Here is a 22,347-nt window from a genome sequence, read left to right on the forward strand (position 1 = left end):
TCACCTCCCGTCAACGGCTCCGTTCGTACGAAGGGGCGACGCATCCGGCATCGGGTGCGCCGCCCCTTCGCGCGTGCACGGCCTGCCCGCGCCGTGCGCGCCCCGCCCCGCACCGCCCCCGTTCACGCCCGCCCCCGGTGGCGGGCCCGTCGGCCCCGGAGGGTCCGCTGAACACCGTGCTCGCCGCGACCGTCTCCGTCGCCGTCCTCCTCGCGGTCCTGGCGTTCGCCGTCGTACGCCCGCGCGGACTGCCCGAGGCCGTGCTGGCCGTCCCCGCCGCCGTGCTGGTGGTCGTGATCGGGGCGGTACCGCTCGAAGAGGCGCGCGAGCAGACCGCGGACCTGCTGCCGGTCGTCGGATTCCTCGCCGCGATCCTCGTCCTGGCCCAGCTCTGCGCCGACGAAGGGCTCTTCAAGGCCGCCGGCGATCTGGTCGCCCGGCTCTGCGGGGGCCGCACCGGGCCGCTGCTCGGCGGGGTGTTCGTGGTGGCGTCCGTCATCACCGCCGTGCTCTCGCTCGACGCCACGGTCGTGCTCCTGACCCCCGTCGTCTTCGCCACCGCCGCCCGGGTGGGCGCGCGCCCCCGCCCGTACGTCTACGCCTGCGCGCACCTGGCGAACTCGGCGTCGCTCCTGCTGCCCGTCTCCAACCTCACCAACCTCCTCGCCTTCACCGCGAGCGGGCTCTCCTTCACCCGGTTCGCCGCGCTGATGACACTGCCCTGGCTGGCCGCCATCGCCGTCGAGTACGTCGTCTTCCGCCAGGTCTTCGCCGAAGACCTGGCGGCCGGCGCCCATGCGCCGGACCCGGACGCCGAACGGACCGAGGTGCCCGTCTTCACCCTGGTGGTGCTGGTGCTGACCCTGCTGGGGTTCGTCGTCACCTCCTTCGCGGGCGCGGAACCCCTCTGGGCCGCCCTGGCCGGAGCCCTGGTCCTCGGGGTGCGCGCGCTGGGGCAGCGCAGGACCACCCCGCTGCGGCTGCTGCACTCGGCGAACCTGCCGTTCTGCCTCTTCGTCCTCGCCCTCGGCGTCGTGGTCAAGGCCGTCGTGGACCACGGGCTCGGCACCGGCATCGGCAAGGTGCTCCCCGACGGCTCCTCCCTGGCCGCCCTCCTCGCCGTCGCGGCCGTCGCCGCCGTACTGGCCAACCTGATCAACAACCTCCCCGCGATCCTCGCCCTGCTGCCGGTCGTCGCGGCAGCCGGCCCCGGACCGCTGCTCGCCGCGCTGATCGGGGTCAACCTCGGCCCGAACCTGACGTACGTCGGCTCGCTGGCCACCCTGCTGTGGCGCCGCATCCTGCACGCCCACGACTCCCCGCCCGACCTCGGCCACTTCACCCGGCTCGGCCTGCTGACCGTCCCCGCCACGCTCGCCGTCTCGACGGTCGCGCTGTGGGGGTCGCTGCGGCTGATCGGGGTGTGAGGGACGTCGGGACGGGCAAGCAGCAGACGGCTCACCTGAGTGCGACGCGTCGTACGGGTGCTCACGCGTGCGATTTCCTAGGAGAACCTGTACCCGGCGAAATCGGCGAGGTGGACGTACCCGATGCGCCGGTAGAGGGCGTTACTGGTGGGGTTGTCCGGGTCGGTGAACAGGACGACGTCCGACGCGCCCGCGTCCAGTGCGGCCCGGCTCGCCTCGACCGTCACGGCGCCGGCGTAACCGCGGCCCCGGAGGTGAGCCGGGGTGTAGACGGGGTCGATCCGGACCATACCGCCGATGAGCGAGGTCGCGGCCGCCATCGAGACCGGGGTGCCCTCCGGGCTCTCCCAGAAGGTGAAGTGCCGGTCACCGAAGCGCGAGTCGTCCCAGGAGCCGGCGTCGATCACCTCGATGGAGGGCTGCTCCCCGACCTCGACGCAGAACTCACGGCACCAGCGCACGAGGTGTTCGCGGTCCGTCGCGCCCGTGAGACGGCCCCGGCCCTCCGGGCGCGGCCGCGGCGGGGTGAGGGTGCCGAGACGGTGGAGATGCGTCCGCCAGAAGAGTGCCGACGCCGCGCCCGTGTGCCGCTGCCAGGAGTGGGCGAACGCGGTGGCGGTGTCGTGGTCCGCGATGACATGGGCGGGTGAATGGCCGAGGACGGCCAGGCGGGCGGCGAGGGCCTCGGTCTGCTCGACGGAGAGGGGAGTGAGACCCAGGCGGCCGCGCGACGTGAGATAGAAGACTCCGTGGACCTCGCCCCGGACCTCCTGCCGGCCGAAGACGGCGGTGACGGGGCCCTGGGCGTCCGGCTTGCGCATCCGGAGTTTCTCGATGTCCGTCAACGGCGTGTTGTGCAGGGCGGGGCGAGAGCGCAGGAAGTCCCCGGCGTGGGCGAGGAAGTCCTCGACGTCCTGGGTGAGGTGCCATTCATTCGGAAGCATGCTTCATGATCCCGGCATCCCGGATCTCCTCGACCACGGGGAACCGCTTGCTCGACGCTGCGGCCGTCCCGCCATTCCTGGCGGGTGCGCGACGGCCCTTAAGCTCCGTACGCATGAACGACGACAGCGTGTACGTGGGCAACGCCGGTGCCGACGCGGCCCTGGACCGGGGATGGATTCTCGGGCATTTCAAGGACGCCGGGGACCCCCGCCACAGTCAGGACGTCGAGATCAAGTGGGGGGTCCACCCGCGCGGCGACGAGCGGGCGCAATGGGTGCGGGGCGAGGCGCGGACGGCGCTGCTGGTGCTCATCAGCGGGCGGTTCCGGGTGGAGCTGCCCCGCCGGGACGTGGTGCTGTCCCGCCAGGGCGACTACGTCGTCTGGGGGCACGGTGTCGACCACTCCTGGTTCGCGGAGGAGGAGTCGGTCGTGTTGACGGTCCGGTGGCCCTCGGTGCCCGGTTACGCGGTGCTCGCGGCGCCGGACGCGGGTGGGGGTGCGGCTTCGGGGGTGGGTGGGGGTGCGGCTTCGGGGGTGGGTGTGCGTGCGGGAGATGCCCGAGGGGATGACGGCGGGACCGCGTCTTCTGACGGCGGGACCGCGTCTTCGCATTCGCATGAGCCCGGATGAGGTCGGTCCTCGGGCCCCACGGGCGGGCCGGGCGGGGCTGTGAACCGTTCCGGACAGCCCCGGTAGTCCGGGACGTTAAGAGGGTTCTCATACGAAACACCTAGCGTGCGGCGCATGAACACACCCCCCGCCAAGACCTCCACCGCCCCCGCCGCCGAAGACGACCGCGAGGAGCAGCAGCCGCCCGTGTCCGACGCCGCCGACGCGGTGGCGCAGGGCGGCTCCCCGTCCGCCGGGTCCGCCGGGTCCGCCGGGTCCGCCGGGTCCGCCGGGGAGAATAACGAGCCGACGGGCGCGCTCACCAAGCCCGACGCGCTCACCAAGCCCGGCGCCGAGTCCGGCTCCGGCACCGCGACCGGCTCCGTCACCAGGACCGACGAGTCCGGCGAGTTCGACGACCTGGACGACGAGCACTTCGACGAGGACGACGACGACACGGCTTCCCGGGGCGTCGGCGCCGGTGCCGGGGCGATCGTCTCGGCCGCCCTCGGCGTCGTCGGCCTGGTCGGCGGCTGGAGCGGCAAGGTCGCCTCCGAGCGCGAGACCCTGATCGGCCAGATCAAGACCTCCAACGGCGGCAGCGCCGCCCAGCAGATCCACGAGATCTACGGCGACGCCTGGCACACCACCGCCCTCGTGAACGGCATCTTCGCGCTCGTCGCCCTGCTCGTCGGCGTCTACGTGCTGGTACGGCCCGCCTTCGGCACGCCCTCCGTGAAGCCGCAGCCGTCCTGGATCCGCTCCGTCGCCCTCGGCGGTGTGGTGCTGGGCGCGATCGGGATCGTCATCTCGATCGCCATGTACTTCGACCTGATCGCCGGGCTGCCGAACGCCTCCTGACCCGGCCCCGGGCCGTGGCGGCCGGCCCTGCCCTGGACCGTGTCCGACCATTCCCGCCGGGCGGGCGGTGTCCGGCACGGCGCCTCGCGGTGTTGTCGGACTGCCCGAGTACATCCAGTACACGGGCGATCCTCCGCCTTGCGATGCACCGCGCCGGACACCGCCCGCTGATCCGACGCGCATGGTCGGACACGGTCTGGGCCGGCCGCCACCACTACTCCACCTCCACCAGCACGATCCGGTCGTCGCCCGGCCCGGGGTCGCCGCGCCCGTCGGTGTTGCTGGTCACCACCCACAGCTTGTCGCCGCCCGCCGCGACCACCGTCCGCAGCCTGCCGTACGTCCCCTCCAGGAACGCCCGGGGCTTCGCCAGGGGTTCCTCCTCCGTGCCGGTCAGCGGAATCCGCCAGAGCCGCTCGCCGCGCAGACCTGCCATCCAGATCGAACCCTTCGCGTACGCGATGCCGCTGGGGGACGCCTCGGCCGTCTTCCACTCGGCGACCGGGTCGATGAAGTCGCCGCCCGTGCCCTTCGGCGCGATGCCCTCGACGTCGGGCCAGCCGTAGTTGCCACCCGGCTCGATCCTGTTCAGCTCGTCCCAGGTGTCCTGGCCGAACTCCGAGGCCCACAGCCGCTTCTCGCGGTCCCACGCCAGACCCTGCACATTGCGGTGGCCGGGGGAGTAGACCACCGAGTCCGCCTCAGGATTGCCGTGCACCGGCTCCCCGTCCGGGGTCATCCGCAGGATCTTGCCCGCCAGCGAGTCCTCGTCCTGCGCCAGCCCGTCGTCACCGGTCTCGCCGGTGCCCGCGTAGAGCATCCGGTCCGGCCCGAAGGCGATCCGGCCACCGTTGTGGATCGCGCCCTTCGGGATGCCGCGCAGGATGGTGTCCGGCGCCCCCAACTGCTGTCCGGCGGGACGCCGTTCGTCGTACACCATCCGGGCGATGCGGTTGTCGGACTCGGTGGTGAAGTACGCGTACACCTGGTGGTCGGCGCCGTACGTCGCGGAGACGGCGAGACCCAGCAACCCGCCTTCACCGGCCGGCGACACCCCGGGGACGGACCCCAGCAGCGTCTTCTTCCCGCTCCCGGCGTCGACACGGGTCACCGTGCCCTCGTCCCGGGAGGAGACGAGCAGGTCGCCGCCCGGCAGCACCGCGAGCCCCCAGGGGGAGGCCAGGCCGGTGGTGAGGGTGGAGACGACCTTCGCGGAACCCTCCGCCGGCGGCAGCGAGGCCGTGGCGGACGCGGACGGCGAGGCGGCTCCGGCGGGGCCCGTCGCGTGCGAGCCCCCCGATGCCCGGTCCCCCGGCTCCCCCGAGGAGGACGAGCAGCCGGCCGTCAACGCCAGCGCCGCTGCTGTGAGGAGAGCCACCGCCGGGCCGCGTGCCCCGGTGACACGTACTGATCCGAACACCGCACCGCGCACAGAACCGATCCTTCTCCGGGCCCGCCGGGCCCCGTCGTCCGCTCCCGGGCCGCCCGTCCGCGGACCGTCCCGCCCATGGTGCCCGTACCGGCGCCGGGTACGCGGGCATCGCGCCGATCCGGCGCCGTTCTCCCGCCGGAAGTGCTCGCGCACGATCAATTGGCGTCCGTCGGGGCGGGTCTCAGTCCCACGAACCGAGGGCGGGCGGGAGCGCGGCGATCTCGGCGAGATCGCCGTCCGTCAGCACCAGCCCGGCGGCCCCGGCGTTCTCCACCGCCCACTCCTCCCGCTTCGCGCCGGGCACCGGCACCACGTGCGGGCCCTGCCGCAGCACCCACGCCAGCGCCACCTGAGCGGGCGTCGCCCCGTGGCGCTGCGCGACCCGGCGCAGCCCGGCCACCACCGGCTGGTTCGCGGCCATCATCTCGGCGGTGAACCGGGGGTGGCGGGCCCGGGGATCGTCCGGCTCGAAGCCCTGCCCCGGCTTCAGGGTGCCCGTGAGGTAGCCGCTGCCCAGCGGCATCGCGGCCAGCAGCCCCACCCCCCGCGCGGTGCACCAGGGCAGCAGGGACACCAGCGCCTCCGGGGACCACACCGACAGCTCCGCCTCGACCGCGCTGACCGGGAAGACCTGTTGCACCCGCTCCAACTGCTGGATCGTCGCGTCGTGCAGCCCCGCCCGGGACCGGCGCGGGACGCGCGCCCCCACGGCGCACAACCCCAGCGCCCGCACCTTCCCGGCGGACACCAGCTCGGCCATCGCACCCCAGGTTTCTTCCACCGGCACCTCCGGATCGGCCCGGTGCAGCTGGTACAGGTCGATCACATCGGTCTGCAGCCGTCGCAGCGAGGCGTCGCAGGCCCGGCGGACGTACCCGGCGCGGCCGTTGGCGACGATGTGCTGATCGCCCACCATCAGGCCGCACTTGGTCGAAATGAAGGCGTCCTCGCGCCGCCCCTCGAGTGCCCGGCCGATGAGCCGCTCATTGGTGAACGGGCCGTACATGTCCGCCGTGTCGAGCAGCCGGACCCCCGCGTCGAGAGCCGCGTGCACCGTCCGCAGCGAGCGTTCGCCGAGCCGTTGTGACGCGCTGTAGCCCCAACTCATCGGCATACAGCCCAGCCCCACCGCGCCCACGGCGAGCGCCGCCCCACCGATCGTCCTGCGCTCCAACTGCCCGAACCCTCCCTCGGCCCACCGCCCAGGGCTCGCCCCGTGCTCGCCCCACGATAGGGAGTGGACAGCCACGTTGCGTCACGCGGCTCGGAAGGACAGCGCCGCGCGACCACGCCGCCACCTCCGGCAGCCGCGCCCCGGGCCGGCCTCCGAGGGACGCCACTCAGGTGGTGCCCGGCAGATCATGGCCGCGGCCGCGACCCCGGCAGCCGCGCCCTGCCCGGCCTTGATCCACCGGACACCACTCAGGCGGCCTCCGGACACCGCCTAACCTCGGACGCATGACTTCCACCACCCGCACCGATGTGTGGCTGCCGCTGCCGGCCGACTCGATCGACGGGCTCCCCGAGGGCCTCACTTACCACTTCTGGGACGGCGGGCCGGAGTTCCCGGCCGACCCGGCGCACTGCGCCTTCTACGTGGTGCCGTACATGAAGGGCCCGGAGGCATCCGTCCGTCCGATCCCCGAGATGCGCGCTGTCCAGGTCGTGCAGACCCTCTCGGCCGGCACCGACCACGTGGAACCCGCCCTCGCGGGGCTCCCGGCCGGCGTGCGCCTCTGCAACGCCAAAGGCGTGCACGAGGCTTCCACCGCCGAACTCGCCCTCGCGCTGATACTCGCCTCGCTCCGGGACGTCCCGGGCTTCGTGCGGGGCCAGGACGACGAGGAGTGGCGGTCCGGCTTCTACCCGGCGCTCGCCGACAAGTCCGTGCTCATCGTGGGGTACGGGTCCATCGGTTCGGCCGTCGAGGACCGGCTCGCGCCCTTCGAGTGCGCGCGGATCGCACGCGTGGCGCGCTCTCCCCGGACCACCGCGCGCGGGCCCGTGCACGCGCTCGACCAGCTGCCCGCTCTCCTTCCGCGGGCGGACGTGGTGATCCTGTCCACTCCGCTGAACCCGTCCACGAGAGGGCTGGTGGACGCCGCGTTCCTCGCCGCGATGCCGGACGGCGCACTGCTGGTGAACGTCGCCCGGGGCCCGGTCGTGGACACCAAGGCACTCCTGGCCGAGCTGGAGTCGGGACGGTTGCGGGCCGCGCTCGACGTCACCGACCCGGAACCGCTGCCCGCCGGCCATCCGCTCTGGCACGCCCCCCACGTCCTGATCAGTCCGCACGTGGGCGGCAGCACCTCCGCGTTCCTGCCGAGGGCCAAGCGGTTGATCGCCGGCCAGCTGACCCGGTTCGCCGCGGGGGAGCCGGTGCGGAACGTCGTGCACACCACCGGCTGACAGCGTCCCGGAGCCGCGTCACCACACCCCGTGCGTGCAACACCCCAGGTCGTCACGGAGAGTAGAGAGACTATGGCTTTGCGTGACGAGTCTGGTGTATCGTCCAGAGGCGGGGGCTGCGCCGTGGAAGGACGGCGGCGGGGCGGGCAGCTGGACGCGAGGGGGCAGTGGGCGATGTGCGGCCAAAAGCGGGACGGACGAACACCGAACCGGCGACATCGGACTTCGGCGCGAGCGCTGCCGGGTGGCCGCCCGCCGTCGCGACCGGTGCCGGACCGGGTGCCGAGGGGGCGGAGTGTGCCGGTGGGCCGGAGCGTGCCGGCGACGCACGGAGCCGTGCGACGGGCCGCCCCGGACCCGAGGGCCGTCCGGTGAGCGCGCTGGAGGCTCCGCTCTCCCGTCGGCCGGTCCTGTCCGCCCGCGCGAAGGTGCTGCCCCAGATCCTGCTCGCCCTCGTCTGCGCGGGGTACGCCGTCGGTGCCGCGGTCGGCTGGGGCTCGGCCCGACTGGCCCTCTTCATGGGCGACTTCGGCCTCAGCCTGGCGGCCCTCATCGCCTCCGTCTCCTGCTTCCTGTACGCGGGCGCGGCCGGCCGGCCCGCCCGCGCCGCCTGGCTGCTCTTCTCGTTCTCCTCCGCGATGGCCGCCTGCGGAAACGCCGTCTGGGGCTGGTACGAAGTCGTCCTCGACGGGCACGTACCCCCGATCTCCGCCGCCGACTTCTTCTTCCTCTGCTTCGCCCCGCCGGCGATCGTCGGACTCCTGGTGCTCGCCAAACGCCCCGCCAACCGGGCCGGCTGGTTCTGTCTGGTGCTCGACAGCTGGCTGATCGGCGGATCGCTGCTCACCCTCTCCTGGAGCCTCGCCCTCGCGCACACCACCGACGTCGTCGGCGAGGGGGAGAGCGTCGCCCGCGCCGCGCTGTCGCTGGCCTATCCGCTGCTCGACATCGTGCTCGTCTCCATGGTCATGGCCCTGCACTTCCGGCGGAACAACGCCAACCGCTCGGCGGTCAACACCGCCATCGCCGGACTCGCCCTGACGGTCGTCAGCGACGCCCTGTTCACCTCGCCGCTGCTCCGCTCGACCTATCAATCCGGGCAGCTCCTCGACGCGGGCTGGTTCGCCGGTTCGCTCCTCCTCGCGTACGCGCCCTGGGGCGTACGGCACGCGGCCGCGCAACCGGGGCACCCCGCACTCCCCGAGCGCCCCGCCCGCGCGGGGCGCGCCACCAGCCGCCCGATCGCCGGATCGCTGGCCGCGCTCACGCCCTACCTCGCCGCCGCCGTCTGCACCCTCAGCATCCTGTACAACGTCGTGGAGGGCCGCCGGGTCGACGCCGTGGTGGTCTTCACCGGCTGCGCCGTCGTGCTGGCCCTCGTGCTGCGTCAGGCGATCATGCTGCTGGACAACCTCACCCTCACCCAGCGGCTCGCCCAACAGGAGAACCACTTCCGCTCCCTGGTCCAGGGTTCCAGCGACGTCATCATGATCGCCGACCCCAACGGCAAGCTCCGCTACGTCAGTCCGGCGGCCGCCGGGGTGTACGGCTGCCCGGCGGAAGACCTGCTCGACACCGAACTCATCTCGATCATCCACCCCGACGACCGCGGCGGAGTCGTCCACCAAGTGCGCCGCTTCCTCGCCGCCCACCCCGTCGAGGAGCCCACCACCCGGATCGAGTGCCGCTTCCGGTCGGGCGCCGGGGAGTGGCTCAACGTCGAGTCCACCGTCAACCGCCACCACGGCGGCCTCCTGCTCAACAGCCGCGACGTCACGGAACGCGTGCGCCTCCAGGCCCAGTTGCAGCACAACGCCGAACACGACCCGCTCACCGACCTGCCGAACCGGGCGCTCTTCACCACCCGGGTGCGTCAGGCACTCGGCGGACGGCGCGTCGGCGATCTCGGCACCGCCGTGCTCTTCATCGACCTCGACGGCTTCAAAGCCGTCAACGACACCATCGGGCACCAGGCGGGCGACGAACTCCTCGTCCAGGCCGCCCGGCGGCTCGCCGACTCCGTCCGGGCCGGGGACACCGCCGCCCGCCTCGGCGGCGACGAGTTCGCCGCGCTGATCGTCGGCGACGGCACCCGTGACCAGGCCGCCCGGGAGTACCAGGTCCACGAGATCGCGGACCGGCTGCGCCTCACCCTCTCCCAGCCCTACCTCATCGGCCCCGGCGAGGTGCGGGTGGCGGCCTCCATCGGGGTCGCCTTCGCCGAGCCCGGGATCACCCCCACCGACCTGATGCGCAACGCCGACCTCGCGATGTACCGCGCCAAGGCCGCCGGCAAGGACCGCGTCGAGCTGTACGCCCCCCAGATGCAGGCCGACGTCGTACGCCGCTCCGAGCTCGCCGCCCGGCTGCGCACGGCCCTGCGCGACGGCGAGTTCGCCCTGCTCCACCAGCCCGTGGTCCACCTCGCCACCGGCACCGTCGCCGCGGTGGCCGCGCAGGCCCGCTGGCGGTCCTCCCAGGGCATCCTCTTCACCCCCGCCGAGTTCCTGCGCGTCGCGGACGACGGCGACCGCACCGCGGAACTCGGCCGCTGGCTCCTGGAGGAAGCCGTTGAGCAGGCCGCCGAGCGCACCAGGGCCGGGTACCCGGTCTCCGTCTCCGTCCGGCTCTCCGCCGGGCGGCTGCTGGACAACGCCCTCCCCTTCGGCTCCGTCGAGGCGCTGCTGACCCGGCACGGCCTGCCCTCCGGGGCGCTGATGATCGAAGTGGGCGACAGCGACCCCCGGATCTCCTTCGACGAGCTCGAACGCCGCCTCGTGGCGCTCCGCCGGCTCGGCGTGCGTATCGCGCTCGACGGCTTCGGCAGCGGGTACGCCGCCATCAACGCGCTGCGCCGCCTCCCCATCGACGTACTCAAACTCGACCGGGGTCTCGTCGAGGGTGTGGTGGAGTCGGCCCGGCTGTACAAGATCACCAGCGGGCTGCTGCGGATCGCCTGCGATCTCGGGATGCAGTCGGTGGCGGACGGCGTGGACGTCCCGGAGCAGGTGCTCGCGCTGCGCGCCATGGGGTGCACCCACGGCCAGGGGGTGGCCTTCTCCGGGCCGCTGGACGAGTACCGCCTGCGCCACGCGCTGCGGCGCGGGCACTTTCCCGTACCCGGCGGCGTACCGGCAGCTCAGCCCGTGTTCGCCGGGGGTTCGCCGCCCCGGCTGGGTGGCCCACATGGTGAGACGTCCGTCCCACCCGCTTGACACGGTCGGCGTGCCGGAGAGAGGGTCAATGCCATGCGCACCCGAATTCTCGTACTTGGAAAGCGCGTCGGCTGAAGCGGAGTGGCACGACACTCCGCCTACCGCACCGGCGCGCTCCCCTCGCTTGCCTCACGGCACGAGGGGTTTTTTGTTGCACTGGCGCTCCCCAAAACCCCGCAAAACCCTCAGCCTCGAGAAGAGAATGCCGATGACCGAGCAGGCCACCGGGGCCCACCACCCCCAGTCGCGGTCCCGTACCGGCGGACAGCCGTCCGCCATCGTTGAGCACGTCACGGGCGCGCAGTCCCTCATCCGTTCTCTCGAGGAAGTCGGCGCCGACACGGTATTCGGCCTTCCCGGCGGCTGCATCCTTCCCGCCTACGACCCGCTGATGGACTCCACCCGGGTGCGCCACGTCCTGGTCCGGCACGAGCAGGGTGCGGGTCACGCGGCCTCCGGTTACGCCCTGGCCACCGGCAAGGTCGGTGTCTGCATGGCGACTTCGGGCCCCGGCGCCACCAACCTGGTGACCCCGATCGCCGACGCGCACATGGACTCCGTGCCGATCGTCGCGATCACGGGGCAGGTCGCCTCCGCGTTCATCGGTACCGACGCGTTCCAGGAAGCCGACATCTGCGGCATCACCATGCCGATCACCAAGCACAACTTCCTGGTGACCAACGCCGACGACATCCCGCACACCATCGCCGAGGCGTTCCACATCGCTTCGACGGGCCGTCCGGGCCCCGTCCTCGTGGACATCGCCAAGGACGCCCTCCAGGCGCAGACGACCTTCAGCTGGCCGCCCACCCAGGACCTCCCCGGCTACCGCCCGGTCACCAAGCCCCACGCCAAGCAGATCCGCGAAGCCGCCCGGCTCATCACCCAGGCCAAGCGCCCGGTGCTGTACGTCGGCGGCGGCGTGATGAAGGCCGGTGCCACGGCCGAGCTGAAGGTGCTGGCCGAGCTGACCGGAGCCCCGGTCACCACCACCCTGATGGCGCTGGGCTCCTTCCCCGACAGCCACCCGCTGCACGTGGGCATGCCCGGCATGCACGGTTCGGTCACCGCCGTCACCGCGCTGCAGAAGGCCGATCTGATCGTCGCCCTCGGCGCCCGCTTCGACGACCGCGTCACCGGCAAGCTGGACAGCTTCGCCCCGTACGCCAAGATCGTGCACGCCGACATCGACCCGGCCGAGATCGGCAAGAACCGCCACGCCGACGTGCCGATCGTGGGCGACGCCCGCGAGGTCATCGCCGACCTGGTCCAGGCGGTCCAGGCCGAGCACACCGAGGGCAACACCGGTGACTACAGCTCCTGGTGGAAGGACCTCAACCGCTGGCGCGAGACCTACCCCCTCGGCTACGACCTGCCCGAGGACGGCAGCCTCTCCCCGCAGCAGGTCATCCAGCGCATCGGTGAACTCGCCCCGGAGGGAACGATCTTCGCCGCGGGCGTGGGTCAGCACCAGATGTGGGCCTCGCACTTCATCCAGTACGAGCAGCCCTCCACCTGGCTCAACAGCGGGGGCGCCGGAACCATGGGCTACGCGGTCCCGGCCGCGATGGGCGCCAAGGTCGGCCGGCCGGACGCTCCCGTCTGGGCCATCGACGGCGACGGCTGCTTCCAGATGACCAACCAGGAACTCACCACCTGCGCCCTGAACAACATCCCGATCAAGGTCGCCATCATCAACAACGGTGTCCTCGGGATGGTCCGCCAGTGGCAGACCCTCTTCTACAACCAGCGGTACTCCAACACCGTGCTGAGCGGCGGGGCCGACGTCGACGGCGTCCCGTCGAAGGGCACCCGGGTGCCGGACTTCGTCAAGCTCTCCGAGGCGATGGGCTGCTACGCCATCCGCTGCGAGGACCCCGCAGACCTGGACAAGGTCATCGAAGAGGCCAACGCCATCAACGACCGCCCGGTCGTCATCGACTTCATCGTCCACGAGGACGCCATGGTGTGGCCGATGGTCGCCGCCGGCACTTCCAACGACGAGGTCATGGCCGCCCGCGGCGTCCGCCCCGACTTCGGCGACCACGAAGACGACTGAGAGACAGAGAGAGACCGCCTCCATGTCCAGCAAGCACACGCTCTCCGTTCTCGTCGAGAACAAGCCCGGTGTCCTCGCCCGGATCACCGCCCTGTTCTCCCGACGCGGGTTCAACATCGACTCGCTCGCCGTCGGGACCACCGAACACCCCGACATCTCCCGCATCACCATCGTGGTCAATGTCGAGGACCTGCCCCTGGAGCAGGTGACCAAGCAACTCAACAAGCTGGTCAACGTCCTGAAGATCGTCGAACTGGAGCCCGGCGCTGCGATCCAGCGCGAGCTCGTCCTGGTGAAGGTCCGCGCGGACAACGAAACCCGCTCGCAGATCGTCGAGATCGTCCAGCTGTTCCGCGCCAAGACCGTCGACGTCTCCCCGGAGGCGGTCACGATCGAGGCGACCGGAGGTGCCGACAAGCTGGGCGCGATGCTCAAGATGCTGGAGCAGTACGGCATCAAGGAGCTCGTCCAGTCGGGCACCATCGCCATAGGGCGCGGCGGCCGCTCGATCACCGACCGGTCCCTGCGCGCACTCGACCGCACCGCATGACCCTCGGGGGGCCCGCGGCGCACCGCCCGGGCCCTCCCGCCCCGTCTCGCCGCTCGGATGGCGAGACCGGAGAACGTACACGGCGCTCCCCGCCGTACGGTGGGACGCAACACCTGCACACCAAGGAGAAACACCAGTGGCCGAGCTGTTCTACGACGCCGACGCAGACCTGTCCATCATCCAGGGCCGCAAGGTCGCGGTCATCGGTTACGGCAGCCAGGGCCACGCCCACGCGCTGTCGCTGCGCGACTCCGGCGTCGACGTGCGCGTCGGTCTGCACGAGGGTTCCAAGTCCAAGGCCAAGGCCGAGGAGCAGGGCCTGCGCGTGGTCACCCCGGCCGAGGCATCGGCCGAGGCCGACGTCATCATGATCCTCGTGCCGGACCCGATCCAGGCCCAGGTCTACGAGGAGTCCATCAAGGACAACCTCAAGGACGGCGACGCGCTGTTCTTCGGCCACGGCCTGAACATCCGCTTCGACTTCATCAAGCCGCCGGCCAACGTCGACGTCTGCATGGTCGCCCCCAAGGGTCCGGGCCACCTGGTCCGCCGTCAGTACGAGGAGGGCCGCGGCGTTCCCTGCATCGTGGCCGTCGAGCAGGACGCCTCGGGCAAGGGCCTGGAGCTGGCGCTCTCCTACGCGAAGGGCATCGGCGGCACCCGCGCCGGCGTCATCAAGACGACCTTCAAGGAAGAGACCGAGACCGACCTCTTCGGTGAGCAAGCCGTCCTCTGCGGTGGCACCGCCGCCCTGGTCAAGGCCGGTTTCGAGACGCTGACCGAGGCCGGCTACCAGCCGGAGATCGCGTACTTCGAGTGCCTCCACGAGCTGAAGCTCATCGTGGACCTCATGTACGAGGGCGGCCTGGAGAAGATGCGCTGGTCCATCTCGGAGACCGCCGAGTGGGGCGACTACGTCACCGGCCCGCGCATCATCACGGCCGACACCAAGGCCGAGATGAAGAAGGTCCTCACCGAGATCCAGGACGGCACCTTCGCCAAGAACTGGATGGCCGAGTACCACAACGGTCTGCCCAAGTACAACGAGTACAAGAAGGCCGACAGCGACCACCTGCTGGAGACCACCGGCCGTGAGCTCCGCAAGCTCATGAGCTGGGTGAACGACGAGGCGTAAGCCTGCCGGCCGCCGGGCGTTGCCCCGTACGAGGGGCCCCGCCCGGCGGCCGCACGCCCGGCCCCGTGTCACTGCGGGGCGCGACGGGCGGCACACACGGACCGGAAGGACACCGCCGAGAGACCGTGGCCGTACGCACGTACCGTCCGTCCATTCTCGTGAGAGTGATCCTTCCACCGGGGAGCGTTCAACGCCCCGGCGCATGACTACACTGCTCAACACATATACGCGTCAGGGCCCACAGTGTCGTGGTCTACCACGCGGCTAGCCTCCACGCCTGCGGCCGTCGGGACGGCCGTCCGCACTGGGATTTGTGAGGACACACGTGAGCTCGAAACCTGTCGTACTCATTGCCGAAGAGCTGTCGCCCGCCACGGTCGACGCCCTGGGACCGGACTTCGAGATCCGGCACTGCAACGGCGCCGACCGCGCCGAACTGCTCCCTGCCATCGCCGATGTCGACGCGATCCTGGTGCGTTCCGCCACGAAGGTCGACGCCGAGGCCATCGCCGCGGCGAAGAAGCTCCGGGTCGTCGCCCGCGCGGGTGTCGGTCTGGACAACGTCGACGTCTCCGCCGCCACCAAGGCCGGCGTGATGGTCGTGAACGCACCGACCTCCAACATCGTCACGGCCGCCGAGCTCGCCTGCGGTCTGCTGGTGGCCACCGCCCGCCACATCCCGCAGGCCAACACCGCCCTGAAGAACGGCGAGTGGAAGCGGTCGAAGTACACGGGTGTCGAGCTGAGCGAGAAGACCCTCGGCGTCGTGGGCCTCGGCCGCATCGGCGTGCTGGTCGCCCAGCGCATGTCCGCCTTCGGCATGAAGATCGTCGCGTACGACCCCTACGTGCAGCCGGCCCGCGCCGCGCAGATGGGCGTCAAGCTCCTCAGCCTGGACGAGCTGCTGGAGGTCTCCGACTTCATCACCGTGCACCTGCCCAAGACGCCGGAGACCCTCGGTCTCATCGGCGACGAGGCGCTGCACAAGGTGAAGCCCTCGGTGCGCATCGTCAACGCCGCCCGCGGCGGCATCGTGGACGAGGAGGCGCTCTACACCGCCCTCAAGGAAGGGCGCGTCGCCGGAGCCGGCCTCGACGTGTACACCAAGGAGCCCTGCACGGACTCCCCGCTCTTCCAGTTCGACCAGGTCGTCTGCACCCCGCACCTCGGCGCCTCCACGGACGAGGCCCAGGAGAAGGCCGGCATCGCCGTCGCCCGGTCGGTGCGCCTCGCGCTCGCCGGCGAGCTGGTGCCGGACGCGGTCAACGTCCAGGGCGGAGTCATCGCCGAGGACGTGCGTCCGGGCCTGCCGCTCGCCGAGAAGCTCGGCCGCATCTTCACCGCGCTCGCGGGCGAGGTCGCGGCCCGCCTCGACGTCGAGGTCTACGGCGAAATCACCCAGCACGACGTGAAGGTGCTCGAACTCTCCGCGCTCAAGGGCGTCTTCGAGGACGTCGTGGACGAGACCGTCAGCTACGTCAACGCCCCGCTCTTCGCGCAGGAGCGCGGTGTCGAGGTCCGCCTCACCACCAGCTCCGAGTCGGCCGAGCACCGCAACGTCGTCACCGTGCGCGGCACCCTCTCGGGCGGCGAGGAGGTCTCGGTCTCCGGCACGCTGGCCGGCCCCAAGCACCTCCAGAAGATCGTCGCCATCGGTGAGCACGACGTCGACCTGGCGCTCGCCGACCACATGGTCGTCCTGCGCTACCAGGACCGACCCGGTGTCGTCGGCACCGTCGGCCGCATCCTCGGTGAGGCCGGTCTGAACATCGCGGGCATGCAGGTCTCCCGCGCGGACGTGGGCGGCGAGGCGGTCGTCGTCCTCACCGTCGACGACACCGTCCCGCAGCCGGTGCTGAACGAGATCTCCGAGGCGATCGGGGCCGCCATGGCCCGCTCGGTGAACCTCGTCGCCTGAGATCCTCCCGTGTGACCTTCGCACCCGGGGCCCGTACCGTCCGTCCGGACGTACGGGCCCCGGGTGCGTTGTGCCCTCCCCGGCACGGTCCCGCGCACCCGGAGGCGCTGAATAGTCCGGTATGGGCCCGGAGTTGGGTCCTGGGGCCCACGACCGGGACTGCCGCCCGCCCCTAGCGTGTGCGGCAGTCGTGTCGCGTACGGGCACCGGGGGTTGGGGTCAGCATGTCGGCAGTCGGTGGGATTCCCGTGGGCGGGGCCGGAGGGGTGGCTCCGGCGCCCGGTGGCAGAGAGCCGATGCCACGCGCGTTGGCTCTGGCCCAGATCCTCCTCCTGGTGCTGGCCGCCGCGACCGCGGTGGGCGCGATCGGCCTGTTCGGCTCCGCTTTCGCGGTGGACGCGGTGGGCGGCCGACTGCTCGGCGTCGCCGCCTGGGCGGCCCTGCCCGGCGCGCTCGCCTGGTGGCTCTCGCGCCGGCTCCACGAGGGCGGCAACGGCCTCCGCCGATCGCTGATCGCCCTCCAGCTCTGGCTGGCGCTCGGGGGCCTCTCCAACCTCGCCGATGGTTCGGCACACGGCCTCACCCAACTCCTCGTACCCGTGTTGGTACTGATCCTCCTCTTCCGGCGCCGGAGCCGGGAGTGGTTCCTGCTGCCGCCCGGACGCCGGGCCGCGAAGCCGGAGTTCTCGTTCCCGCACCTGATCACCTGGCGCCGCGACCGCGGCCAGACCGCGCTGGAGTACCTGGGCCTGGTCCTCATCGTCGTCGCGCTCATCGGGGCGCTCACGGTCGGCGGCCTGGGCGGCCGGATCACCGGTGGCCTCCACTCCGCGATCTGCTCGCTCACCGGCTCCTCCTGCCCCGTCTCCGGCAGCGGTTCGGTGGAGGCGGGCAGCAGCACGGGCGGCGGTACGGACGGTGCGACGGGCGGTGCGACGGGCGGCAGTTCGGGCACGGCCGCCAGCGGCGGTACGGGCTCCACCGGCGAGGGCTCGTCCGCGACGACCGGCGGCACCGGATCGGACGGCGGCTCCACGGTGACCGGGGGCTCCGCGGACGGGGGCTCCACCGGCGGGGGCACCTCGGCGGGAGGGTCCACGTCCGGCACGTCCGGCGGCACGTCCGGCGGCACGTCCGGTACGGACACGTACCCCGAGACGTCCGAGGAGCCGGAGGCCGCCTACGACCCACCGGTACGCGCCACCGACTCCCCGGACGACAAGGACGACAAGGACGACAAGGGCGGCAACGGGGACGGGGAAGGCAAGGGCGACAAACAGGACTGCGGCGGCTGGGGATTCTTCGGCTGCGCCTGGGACCAGACCACCCAGGTGGTCAAGGGCGTCGCGGTCGACGGCGTCTGGGGCGACATCACCGGCATCGTCAGCCTCGTCAAGCCCGAGACCTGGTCCGGCATCGCCGACTACGGCAAGCAGCTCGGCAGCGACTGGATGCGGGACTCCAAGGACGCTTCGGGCAAGTGGAGCGACGGGGACTACCTGGGCGCGGTCTTCGACTGGGGCAAGGCCTCGGTCAACACGGTCGTCGGCGTCGGCGACACCGTCTTCGTCGGCGACGAGGTGCGGGAGCGGTGGAACAACGGCGACAAGACCCGAGCCGTCACCGATGTGCTGTGGAACGTCGGGTCGCTCTTCATCCCGGGGTACGACGTCGGCAAGGTCGCCGGAAAGGTCGGCGAACTCGGCAAGATCGGCAAAGCCGCCGAAGAGGTGGCCGAGGCGGCCGGGGACGCCGGTGCCGCGGCCCGGCGGGCGGCCAAGGCCGCCGAGGCGGGTGACCTCGAAGGGCTGAGCAAGGCGGCGAAGGAGGCCGACGAGGCCGCGGACAAGGCGGAGGACGCGGCCCGGAAGACCGGCTGTGTCATCGCCTCCGGTCCGCCGCTCGTACGCGTCGGCGGCGGCGACGGCCCGGGGGGAGGGCCCGGCGGGGTCGCCGGGGCGGGCACCGGCATCCTCGCCTCGGGCCCGGCGGGCCGGATCGTCCTCGCGGAGGGCGGCTGCGACCCGGCCGCCAAGGAGGCGGCGGAAAAGGCCCGCGCCGACGCCCGCGCCGCCGCGCTGGAGAAGAAGCGGCTGGAGGAGCCCGAACGCGCCCGCAAGGCGGCCGAGGACCTGAAGCAGTACCCGGAGCCCCGCCACAACGACACCTCGGACCCGCGCAACTACGAACCGGCCCCATGGGCCAAGGACCTGAAGGACCCCGAGCTGGGCTCCGCCGACCTCGGTGACGGGTACTGGGCGAGCCGCGACCGCAACCCCCAGCCCAACTGGACCAACGAGTCCTGGCTCCGCTACCAGGAACAGGTCACCGGCACCGTCCGCGGCCGTGAGTACGTCGTACCGAATCCCAAGGAGGGGAAGCCGGCGGTCGAGTACGACGGCTGGGACTCCAGCAGGCAGACGTTCCTGGAGGCGAAGAACGGCTACACCAGCTACCTCGCCCAGCCGGGCAGGACGGCGCTCACCGCATCCGGCAAGGAGAAGTTCCTCGCGGAGGCGCGCGCCCAGGTGGAGGCGTCCGGGGGCCGCGCGGTCGAATGGCACTTCTCCGACCCGGACGTGGCCAAGGCCGCCCGCGCCGCCTTCCGCGAGGAAGGGCTGCCGATCAAGGTGGTGCACACCGCGCAGAAGCCGATCGACAGCGCGAGGAAGCCGGGCGCGTTCGACTGAGGTCCGGCCGGTCAGGGTCGGCCGGCAGGGTCCTCCCGCGCCGCCGGCCGTGCCTCTCGGCCGTTCGTCTCCACCAGGAGGCGGACCGTGTCCGGGTCCAGCGCCGGGTTCGCGGCGGCGGCGTGCGCCAGCTCCTCGTCGTCGAGGAGTTCGGCCAGCCGGCACGGCGGAAGAGCCGGGTGGCGCGCCGCCGCGGCCCGCACGGCGGGGTCAGGGTCCCGGGAGAGCCGCTCCACGACGGCCGACCCGGTACGGGGGTCGCGGGTGGCCAGGGCCCGGACGTCGGGGTCCTCGTGGTCGGCGTAGGCGGCCAGCCCGTCGGTCGGGAAGTTCGGCCGGCTGGTGAGGCGGCTGCGCCCGGCACCGGTGTACTCGACAAAACCGCGCAGCAGAAGGGGGGCGGGGGCGTCCGGATGGTTCTGTGCCAGCAGGACGCGTACGCCGAGGTCGTCGTCGTCGGCCAGGCGTGCGACGAGGTCCGGCGGGAGCAGGTGATCGCCGGCCGCCCGCCGGCGCAGCAGGGGGTGGTCGGAGAGCGCGTTCCGCCGGACGGTCTCGGGCTCCTGGGGCGTCAGGCCCGGAATTCGCGGGCCGAAGTCATCGTCCAGGGGGACTTCGTAGTCGATCCGGGCGCGTTCCTCCTCGCTCAGTCCGGGGTGGACGGACACGGCCAGCCGGACCTCCGGGTCGGAGTCCGTCGCGAGCGCGCGGCGCTCGGCCGGCCCCAGGTCCGGGTGGCGCGCGACCCTCCTGCGTACCCCCGGGTCGGGATCGGCGACGAGTGCGTGGCGCTCGGCGGGCCCCAGGTCCGTGCGGCACGCGATCCGCCCCCGTATCTCCGGCTCCGGATCGGCGGCGAGGAGGGCCACGGTCTCGGGAGGGAGAGTGGGATTGGCGGCGATCATCGCCCTGTCCTCCCCACCCACGGGCGTCGCGAGGACGCTCTCCACCACCGCTCTGCTGAGGGCTCTGTTGAGCAGCATGTCGGTGCGGGCGTGGCACGACCGGTCGGGGAGCGCGTTCTCCACCCACACCGGGTCTTCGAGGCGCGCATGCCGCCGTGCGGCCTCCCGGACGCCGTCGTCGGGGTCGGCCAGCAGTGCGGCCAATTGGTCGGCGGTCCCTGGCCCGAACATGCCGAGCCCCCAACGGCGGACCTCCGCGATCGGATGCGTACGTATGGACGCGCGGAGCGGGGCCGAGACATGCCGGTAGAGACTCCCCCGTAGCTCGTCGTCATACGTTCTGATCATGTGGATGACGGTTTCGTCGGGCAGGGGCCGGAGCCGGTCGGGGAAGCGGGCCTCGGGCCCCTCGGCGAGGTGGGCTCGGACGAACCACTCGGGATCGTCCACCAGCCGGGCCCGCTGGGCCGGATCTACATGAGGGTTCCGGGCGAAGAAACTGCGGGTGCGGGTGTCGGGGTGGTCGATCACCGCGTCGACGACGGCGTCGGGCAGGGCCCGGTCCCGGCAGAGCGCCATCCGTGCGGCCAATGGGGCGTCCGCGAGAAGCCGCAGCAGGACACTCTCCGGCACCGCTGGGTTGAGGGCCAGCCCGGCGAGCCGACGGGTGGGAAGCCCGGCGTCCGCCCAGATCTCGGCAGGTGTCGGCATGCCGCGTGCCTCCATGGGTCAACCAGCTTGGTCATGCTCCTGGTTCGCGACCCTATCCGCCTCGCACGAGGACGGGCCGAACGTCGAGCCACCCCGGCCGACATCGACTCGCGCCTCCACGATCGGACGTGGCTCCGCGACGGAACCGTCCTATCCTGCTGACCCAAGAGGCATGGACAAGGGCGACGGAGGAGACGAATGCGGCGTGTGGTGCGGGGCTTCTGGGGCCCGCGGGTGGAGACCGTCGAAGAGCTGGCCCAGCGCTGGGAGCTGACGCTCCACCAGGTGGCCCGGCTGCTCGGGGACACGGCGACCGGGCCCGGGTGGGCGTGGCGGCGGGTCCGGGCGTCCGGCGCGGACGACGCCCCGCTCGCTCCGGGGCGGGAGCCGCTTGCCGAGGTCCTGGGCGAGGCGCGTACCGCCGACGACTGGTCCGACCGGGTCGGCACCGGGCTCCGGCTGATTGCCGTGCCGGAAGCGGGAGTTCGGGTGGAGATCAGCGGACTGGGCGGCGGGACACCGGAGTTCCTGCTCCAGTCCGTGGTGATGGCCGTCGAGGCGCCGGACGACGCCGAGGTCCCCGAGGGCGAACTGCTCGCCGTCCTCGCGCGCGTCTGGGAACCGGACTTCGGCGATGTCAGCGACGACGACCTCCTCGACGCCCTGGAGGACGAGGCCGGTCACACCGTCGGCGACCCGGTCGTCGGGCGGTACGGCTACCTCTCGCCCGCCCGGGCGGCCCTCGTCCCGGCCGGGATCGGGGCCGGCCGGCAGGAACTGCCCGGCGGGGGCGTCCTGCTGGCTCTCGGCGGCACGGCCGAGGTGGTCGCGGCCTACGCGGCACTGCACGCGAGCGGGGCGCTCCACCCGCTGCCCCGCCCGCTGGACCGGGCCGTGCTGTGAGCGTGCGGGCCGGGGAGGCCTTCGACGCCCGGCGGGCCGTGGCCGAGGTGGCGGCTTTGGCTGCGGGGACCGTACCCACCGCGGGGCCCACCCTCGGCGAGGGCGACCCGGTGACGGGGGAGTGGCGGGCGACTGCCGGACAGGGGTTCCGCCTCGTCCCGCTCTGGGAGAGCGACGATCTGACCGGCGCGTACGGAAGCGACTGGACCGACGCGGAGGGCGCGGCGCAGCGCCAACTCGACTTTCTCGTAGCGGAGCTGGACGTCCGGTGGGGGCCGCACCGCCGGGTGGCGATGCACCCGGCGCTCTCCCGTCGGCAGGCGGGCCGGCCGCTGCCCGAGCCCTTCGCCGCACTGCTCGACGAGGACTGCTACGGCGACCTGAGTGTCTGGGGACCGCTGCCCGGACGCGACCGCTGGGTGGGGGTGAGTGTCGGCCACAGCGACGGGGACGCGCCCCTGGTGATGGTCGCGCTGGTCAGCGAGTCGCCCGTGGTCGAGGTGGACCGGGAGGAGGACTGACGGTCTCCCTGCGGGTGGCCGGCGCGCCGGCGGTGACCACACCCGCGGGTCGCTCC

Annotated in this window: 15 protein-coding genes and 1 pseudogene; 12 read left to right on the forward strand and 4 right to left on the reverse strand. The window is 72.3% G+C overall.

What is annotated here, in order from left to right; translation table 11 throughout:
- Window positions 1-167 precede the first annotated feature (167 nt).
- Window positions 168-1,427 (forward strand): SLC13 family permease, encoded by a 1,260-nt coding sequence (locus ACFYPN_RS20880; protein ID WP_389300258.1) that lies wholly within the window; start codon window positions 168-170, stop codon window positions 1,425-1,427.
- A 77-nt stretch (window positions 1,428-1,504) separates the two neighbouring features.
- Here ACFYPN_RS20880 and ACFYPN_RS20885 read toward each other — a convergent pair whose 3' ends face one another.
- On the reverse strand, window positions 1,505-2,371 hold the full coding sequence (locus ACFYPN_RS20885; RefSeq protein ID WP_389299994.1) for a GNAT family N-acetyltransferase: 867 nt from the start codon (window positions 2,369-2,371) through the stop codon (window positions 1,505-1,507).
- A gap of 113 nt (window positions 2,372-2,484) precedes the next feature.
- Here ACFYPN_RS20885 and ACFYPN_RS20890 point away from each other — a divergent pair.
- Window positions 2,485-2,844 (forward strand): annotated as a pseudogene (locus ACFYPN_RS20890) (signal peptidase I); the annotation flags it as partial.
- A gap of 273 nt (window positions 2,845-3,117) precedes the next feature.
- Entirely contained in the window at window positions 3,118-3,843 is a 726-nt protein-coding gene (locus ACFYPN_RS20895) for a hypothetical protein (protein ID WP_389299997.1), read from the forward strand.
- Window positions 3,844-4,057: 214 nt separating this feature from the next.
- On the opposite strand, the gene ACFYPN_RS20900 is transcribed toward ACFYPN_RS20895, so the two are convergent.
- Both ACFYPN_RS20900 and ACFYPN_RS20905 read right to left on the reverse strand, forming a co-directional pair.
- Window positions 4,058-5,275: a PQQ-dependent sugar dehydrogenase gene (locus tag ACFYPN_RS20900; RefSeq protein ID WP_358762808.1), complete on the reverse strand. Its 1,218-nt coding sequence runs from the start codon at window positions 5,273-5,275 to the stop codon at window positions 4,058-4,060.
- 181 nt (window positions 5,276-5,456) lie between these two features.
- Entirely contained in the window at window positions 5,457-6,413 is a 957-nt protein-coding gene (locus ACFYPN_RS20905; RefSeq protein WP_389300261.1) for an aldo/keto reductase, read from the reverse strand.
- 320 nt (window positions 6,414-6,733) lie between these two features.
- On the opposite strand from ACFYPN_RS20905, the gene ACFYPN_RS20910 reads away from it, so the two are divergent.
- The 7 genes from ACFYPN_RS20910 (at window position 6,734) to ACFYPN_RS20940 (ending at window position 19,251) form a co-directional block, all read left to right on the forward strand.
- Window positions 6,734-7,684 (forward strand): 2-hydroxyacid dehydrogenase, encoded by a 951-nt coding sequence (locus ACFYPN_RS20910; RefSeq protein ID WP_389299999.1) that lies wholly within the window; start codon window positions 6,734-6,736, stop codon window positions 7,682-7,684.
- A 371-nt stretch (window positions 7,685-8,055) separates the two neighbouring features.
- Entirely contained in the window at window positions 8,056-10,899 is a 2,844-nt protein-coding gene (locus ACFYPN_RS20915; RefSeq protein ID WP_389300001.1) for a putative bifunctional diguanylate cyclase/phosphodiesterase, read from the forward strand.
- Window positions 10,900-11,101: 202 nt separating this feature from the next.
- Entirely contained in the window at window positions 11,102-12,958 is a 1,857-nt protein-coding gene (locus ACFYPN_RS20920) for an acetolactate synthase large subunit (protein WP_358762811.1), read from the forward strand.
- 22 nt (window positions 12,959-12,980) lie between these two features.
- A complete protein-coding gene (gene ilvN, locus ACFYPN_RS20925; protein WP_358762813.1) occupies window positions 12,981-13,508 on the forward strand; it encodes an acetolactate synthase small subunit in 528 nt (175 codons plus the stop codon).
- A gap of 136 nt (window positions 13,509-13,644) precedes the next feature.
- Complete coding sequence (ilvC, locus tag ACFYPN_RS20930; protein WP_358762815.1) at window positions 13,645-14,643, forward strand: ketol-acid reductoisomerase; 999 nt, start codon at window positions 13,645-13,647, stop codon at window positions 14,641-14,643.
- Window positions 14,644-14,968: 325 nt separating this feature from the next.
- Entirely contained in the window at window positions 14,969-16,561 is a 1,593-nt protein-coding gene (serA, locus tag ACFYPN_RS20935; RefSeq protein ID WP_358762817.1) for a phosphoglycerate dehydrogenase, read from the forward strand.
- 296 nt (window positions 16,562-16,857) lie between these two features.
- Complete coding sequence (locus ACFYPN_RS20940; protein ID WP_389300004.1) at window positions 16,858-19,251, forward strand: Tox-REase-5 domain-containing protein; 2,394 nt, start codon at window positions 16,858-16,860, stop codon at window positions 19,249-19,251.
- 11 nt (window positions 19,252-19,262) lie between these two features.
- Here the strand turns inward: ACFYPN_RS20940 and ACFYPN_RS20945 are convergent, their stop codons facing one another.
- Window positions 19,263-20,867: a hypothetical protein gene (locus ACFYPN_RS20945; protein ID WP_389300007.1), complete on the reverse strand. Its 1,605-nt coding sequence runs from the start codon at window positions 20,865-20,867 to the stop codon at window positions 19,263-19,265.
- A gap of 198 nt (window positions 20,868-21,065) precedes the next feature.
- Between ACFYPN_RS20945 and ACFYPN_RS20950 the strand changes: the two genes are divergently transcribed.
- On the forward strand, window positions 21,066-21,770 hold the full coding sequence (locus tag ACFYPN_RS20950) for a hypothetical protein (protein ID WP_389300010.1): 705 nt from the start codon (window positions 21,066-21,068) through the stop codon (window positions 21,768-21,770).
- Window positions 21,767-22,291 (forward strand): hypothetical protein, encoded by a 525-nt coding sequence (locus ACFYPN_RS20955; RefSeq protein ID WP_389300012.1) that lies wholly within the window; start codon window positions 21,767-21,769, stop codon window positions 22,289-22,291. Before ACFYPN_RS20950 ends, ACFYPN_RS20955 begins: the two co-directional genes overlap by 4 nt.
- Window positions 22,292-22,347 lie beyond the last annotated feature (56 nt).

The sequence above is a fragment of the Streptomyces sp. NPDC005576 genome, assembly GCF_042871745.1.
Lineage (GTDB): Bacteria > Actinomycetota > Actinomycetes > Streptomycetales > Streptomycetaceae > Streptomyces.

Excerpts from the sequence above, each read along its gene's own strand:
- ACFYPN_RS20885 (WP_389299994.1), bottom strand. The coding sequence starts at position 2,371 with ATGCTTCCGAATGAATGGCACCTCACCCAGGACGTCGAGGACTTCCTC.
- ACFYPN_RS20895 (WP_389299997.1), top strand. The coding sequence starts at position 3,118 with ATGAACACACCCCCCGCCAAGACCTCCACCGCCCCCGCCGCCGAAGAC.
- ACFYPN_RS20910 (WP_389299999.1), top strand. The coding sequence starts at position 6,734 with ATGACTTCCACCACCCGCACCGATGTGTGGCTGCCGCTGCCGGCCGAC.
- ACFYPN_RS20920 (WP_358762811.1), top strand. The coding sequence starts at position 11,102 with ATGCCGATGACCGAGCAGGCCACCGGGGCCCACCACCCCCAGTCGCGG.
- ilvN (WP_358762813.1), top strand. The coding sequence starts at position 12,981 with ATGTCCAGCAAGCACACGCTCTCCGTTCTCGTCGAGAACAAGCCCGGT.
- ACFYPN_RS20940 (WP_389300004.1), top strand. The coding sequence starts at position 16,858 with ATGCCACGCGCGTTGGCTCTGGCCCAGATCCTCCTCCTGGTGCTGGCC.
- ACFYPN_RS20945 (WP_389300007.1), bottom strand. The coding sequence starts at position 20,867 with ATGCCGACACCTGCCGAGATCTGGGCGGACGCCGGGCTTCCCACCCGT.
- ACFYPN_RS20950 (WP_389300010.1), top strand. The coding sequence starts at position 21,066 with ATGCGGCGTGTGGTGCGGGGCTTCTGGGGCCCGCGGGTGGAGACCGTC.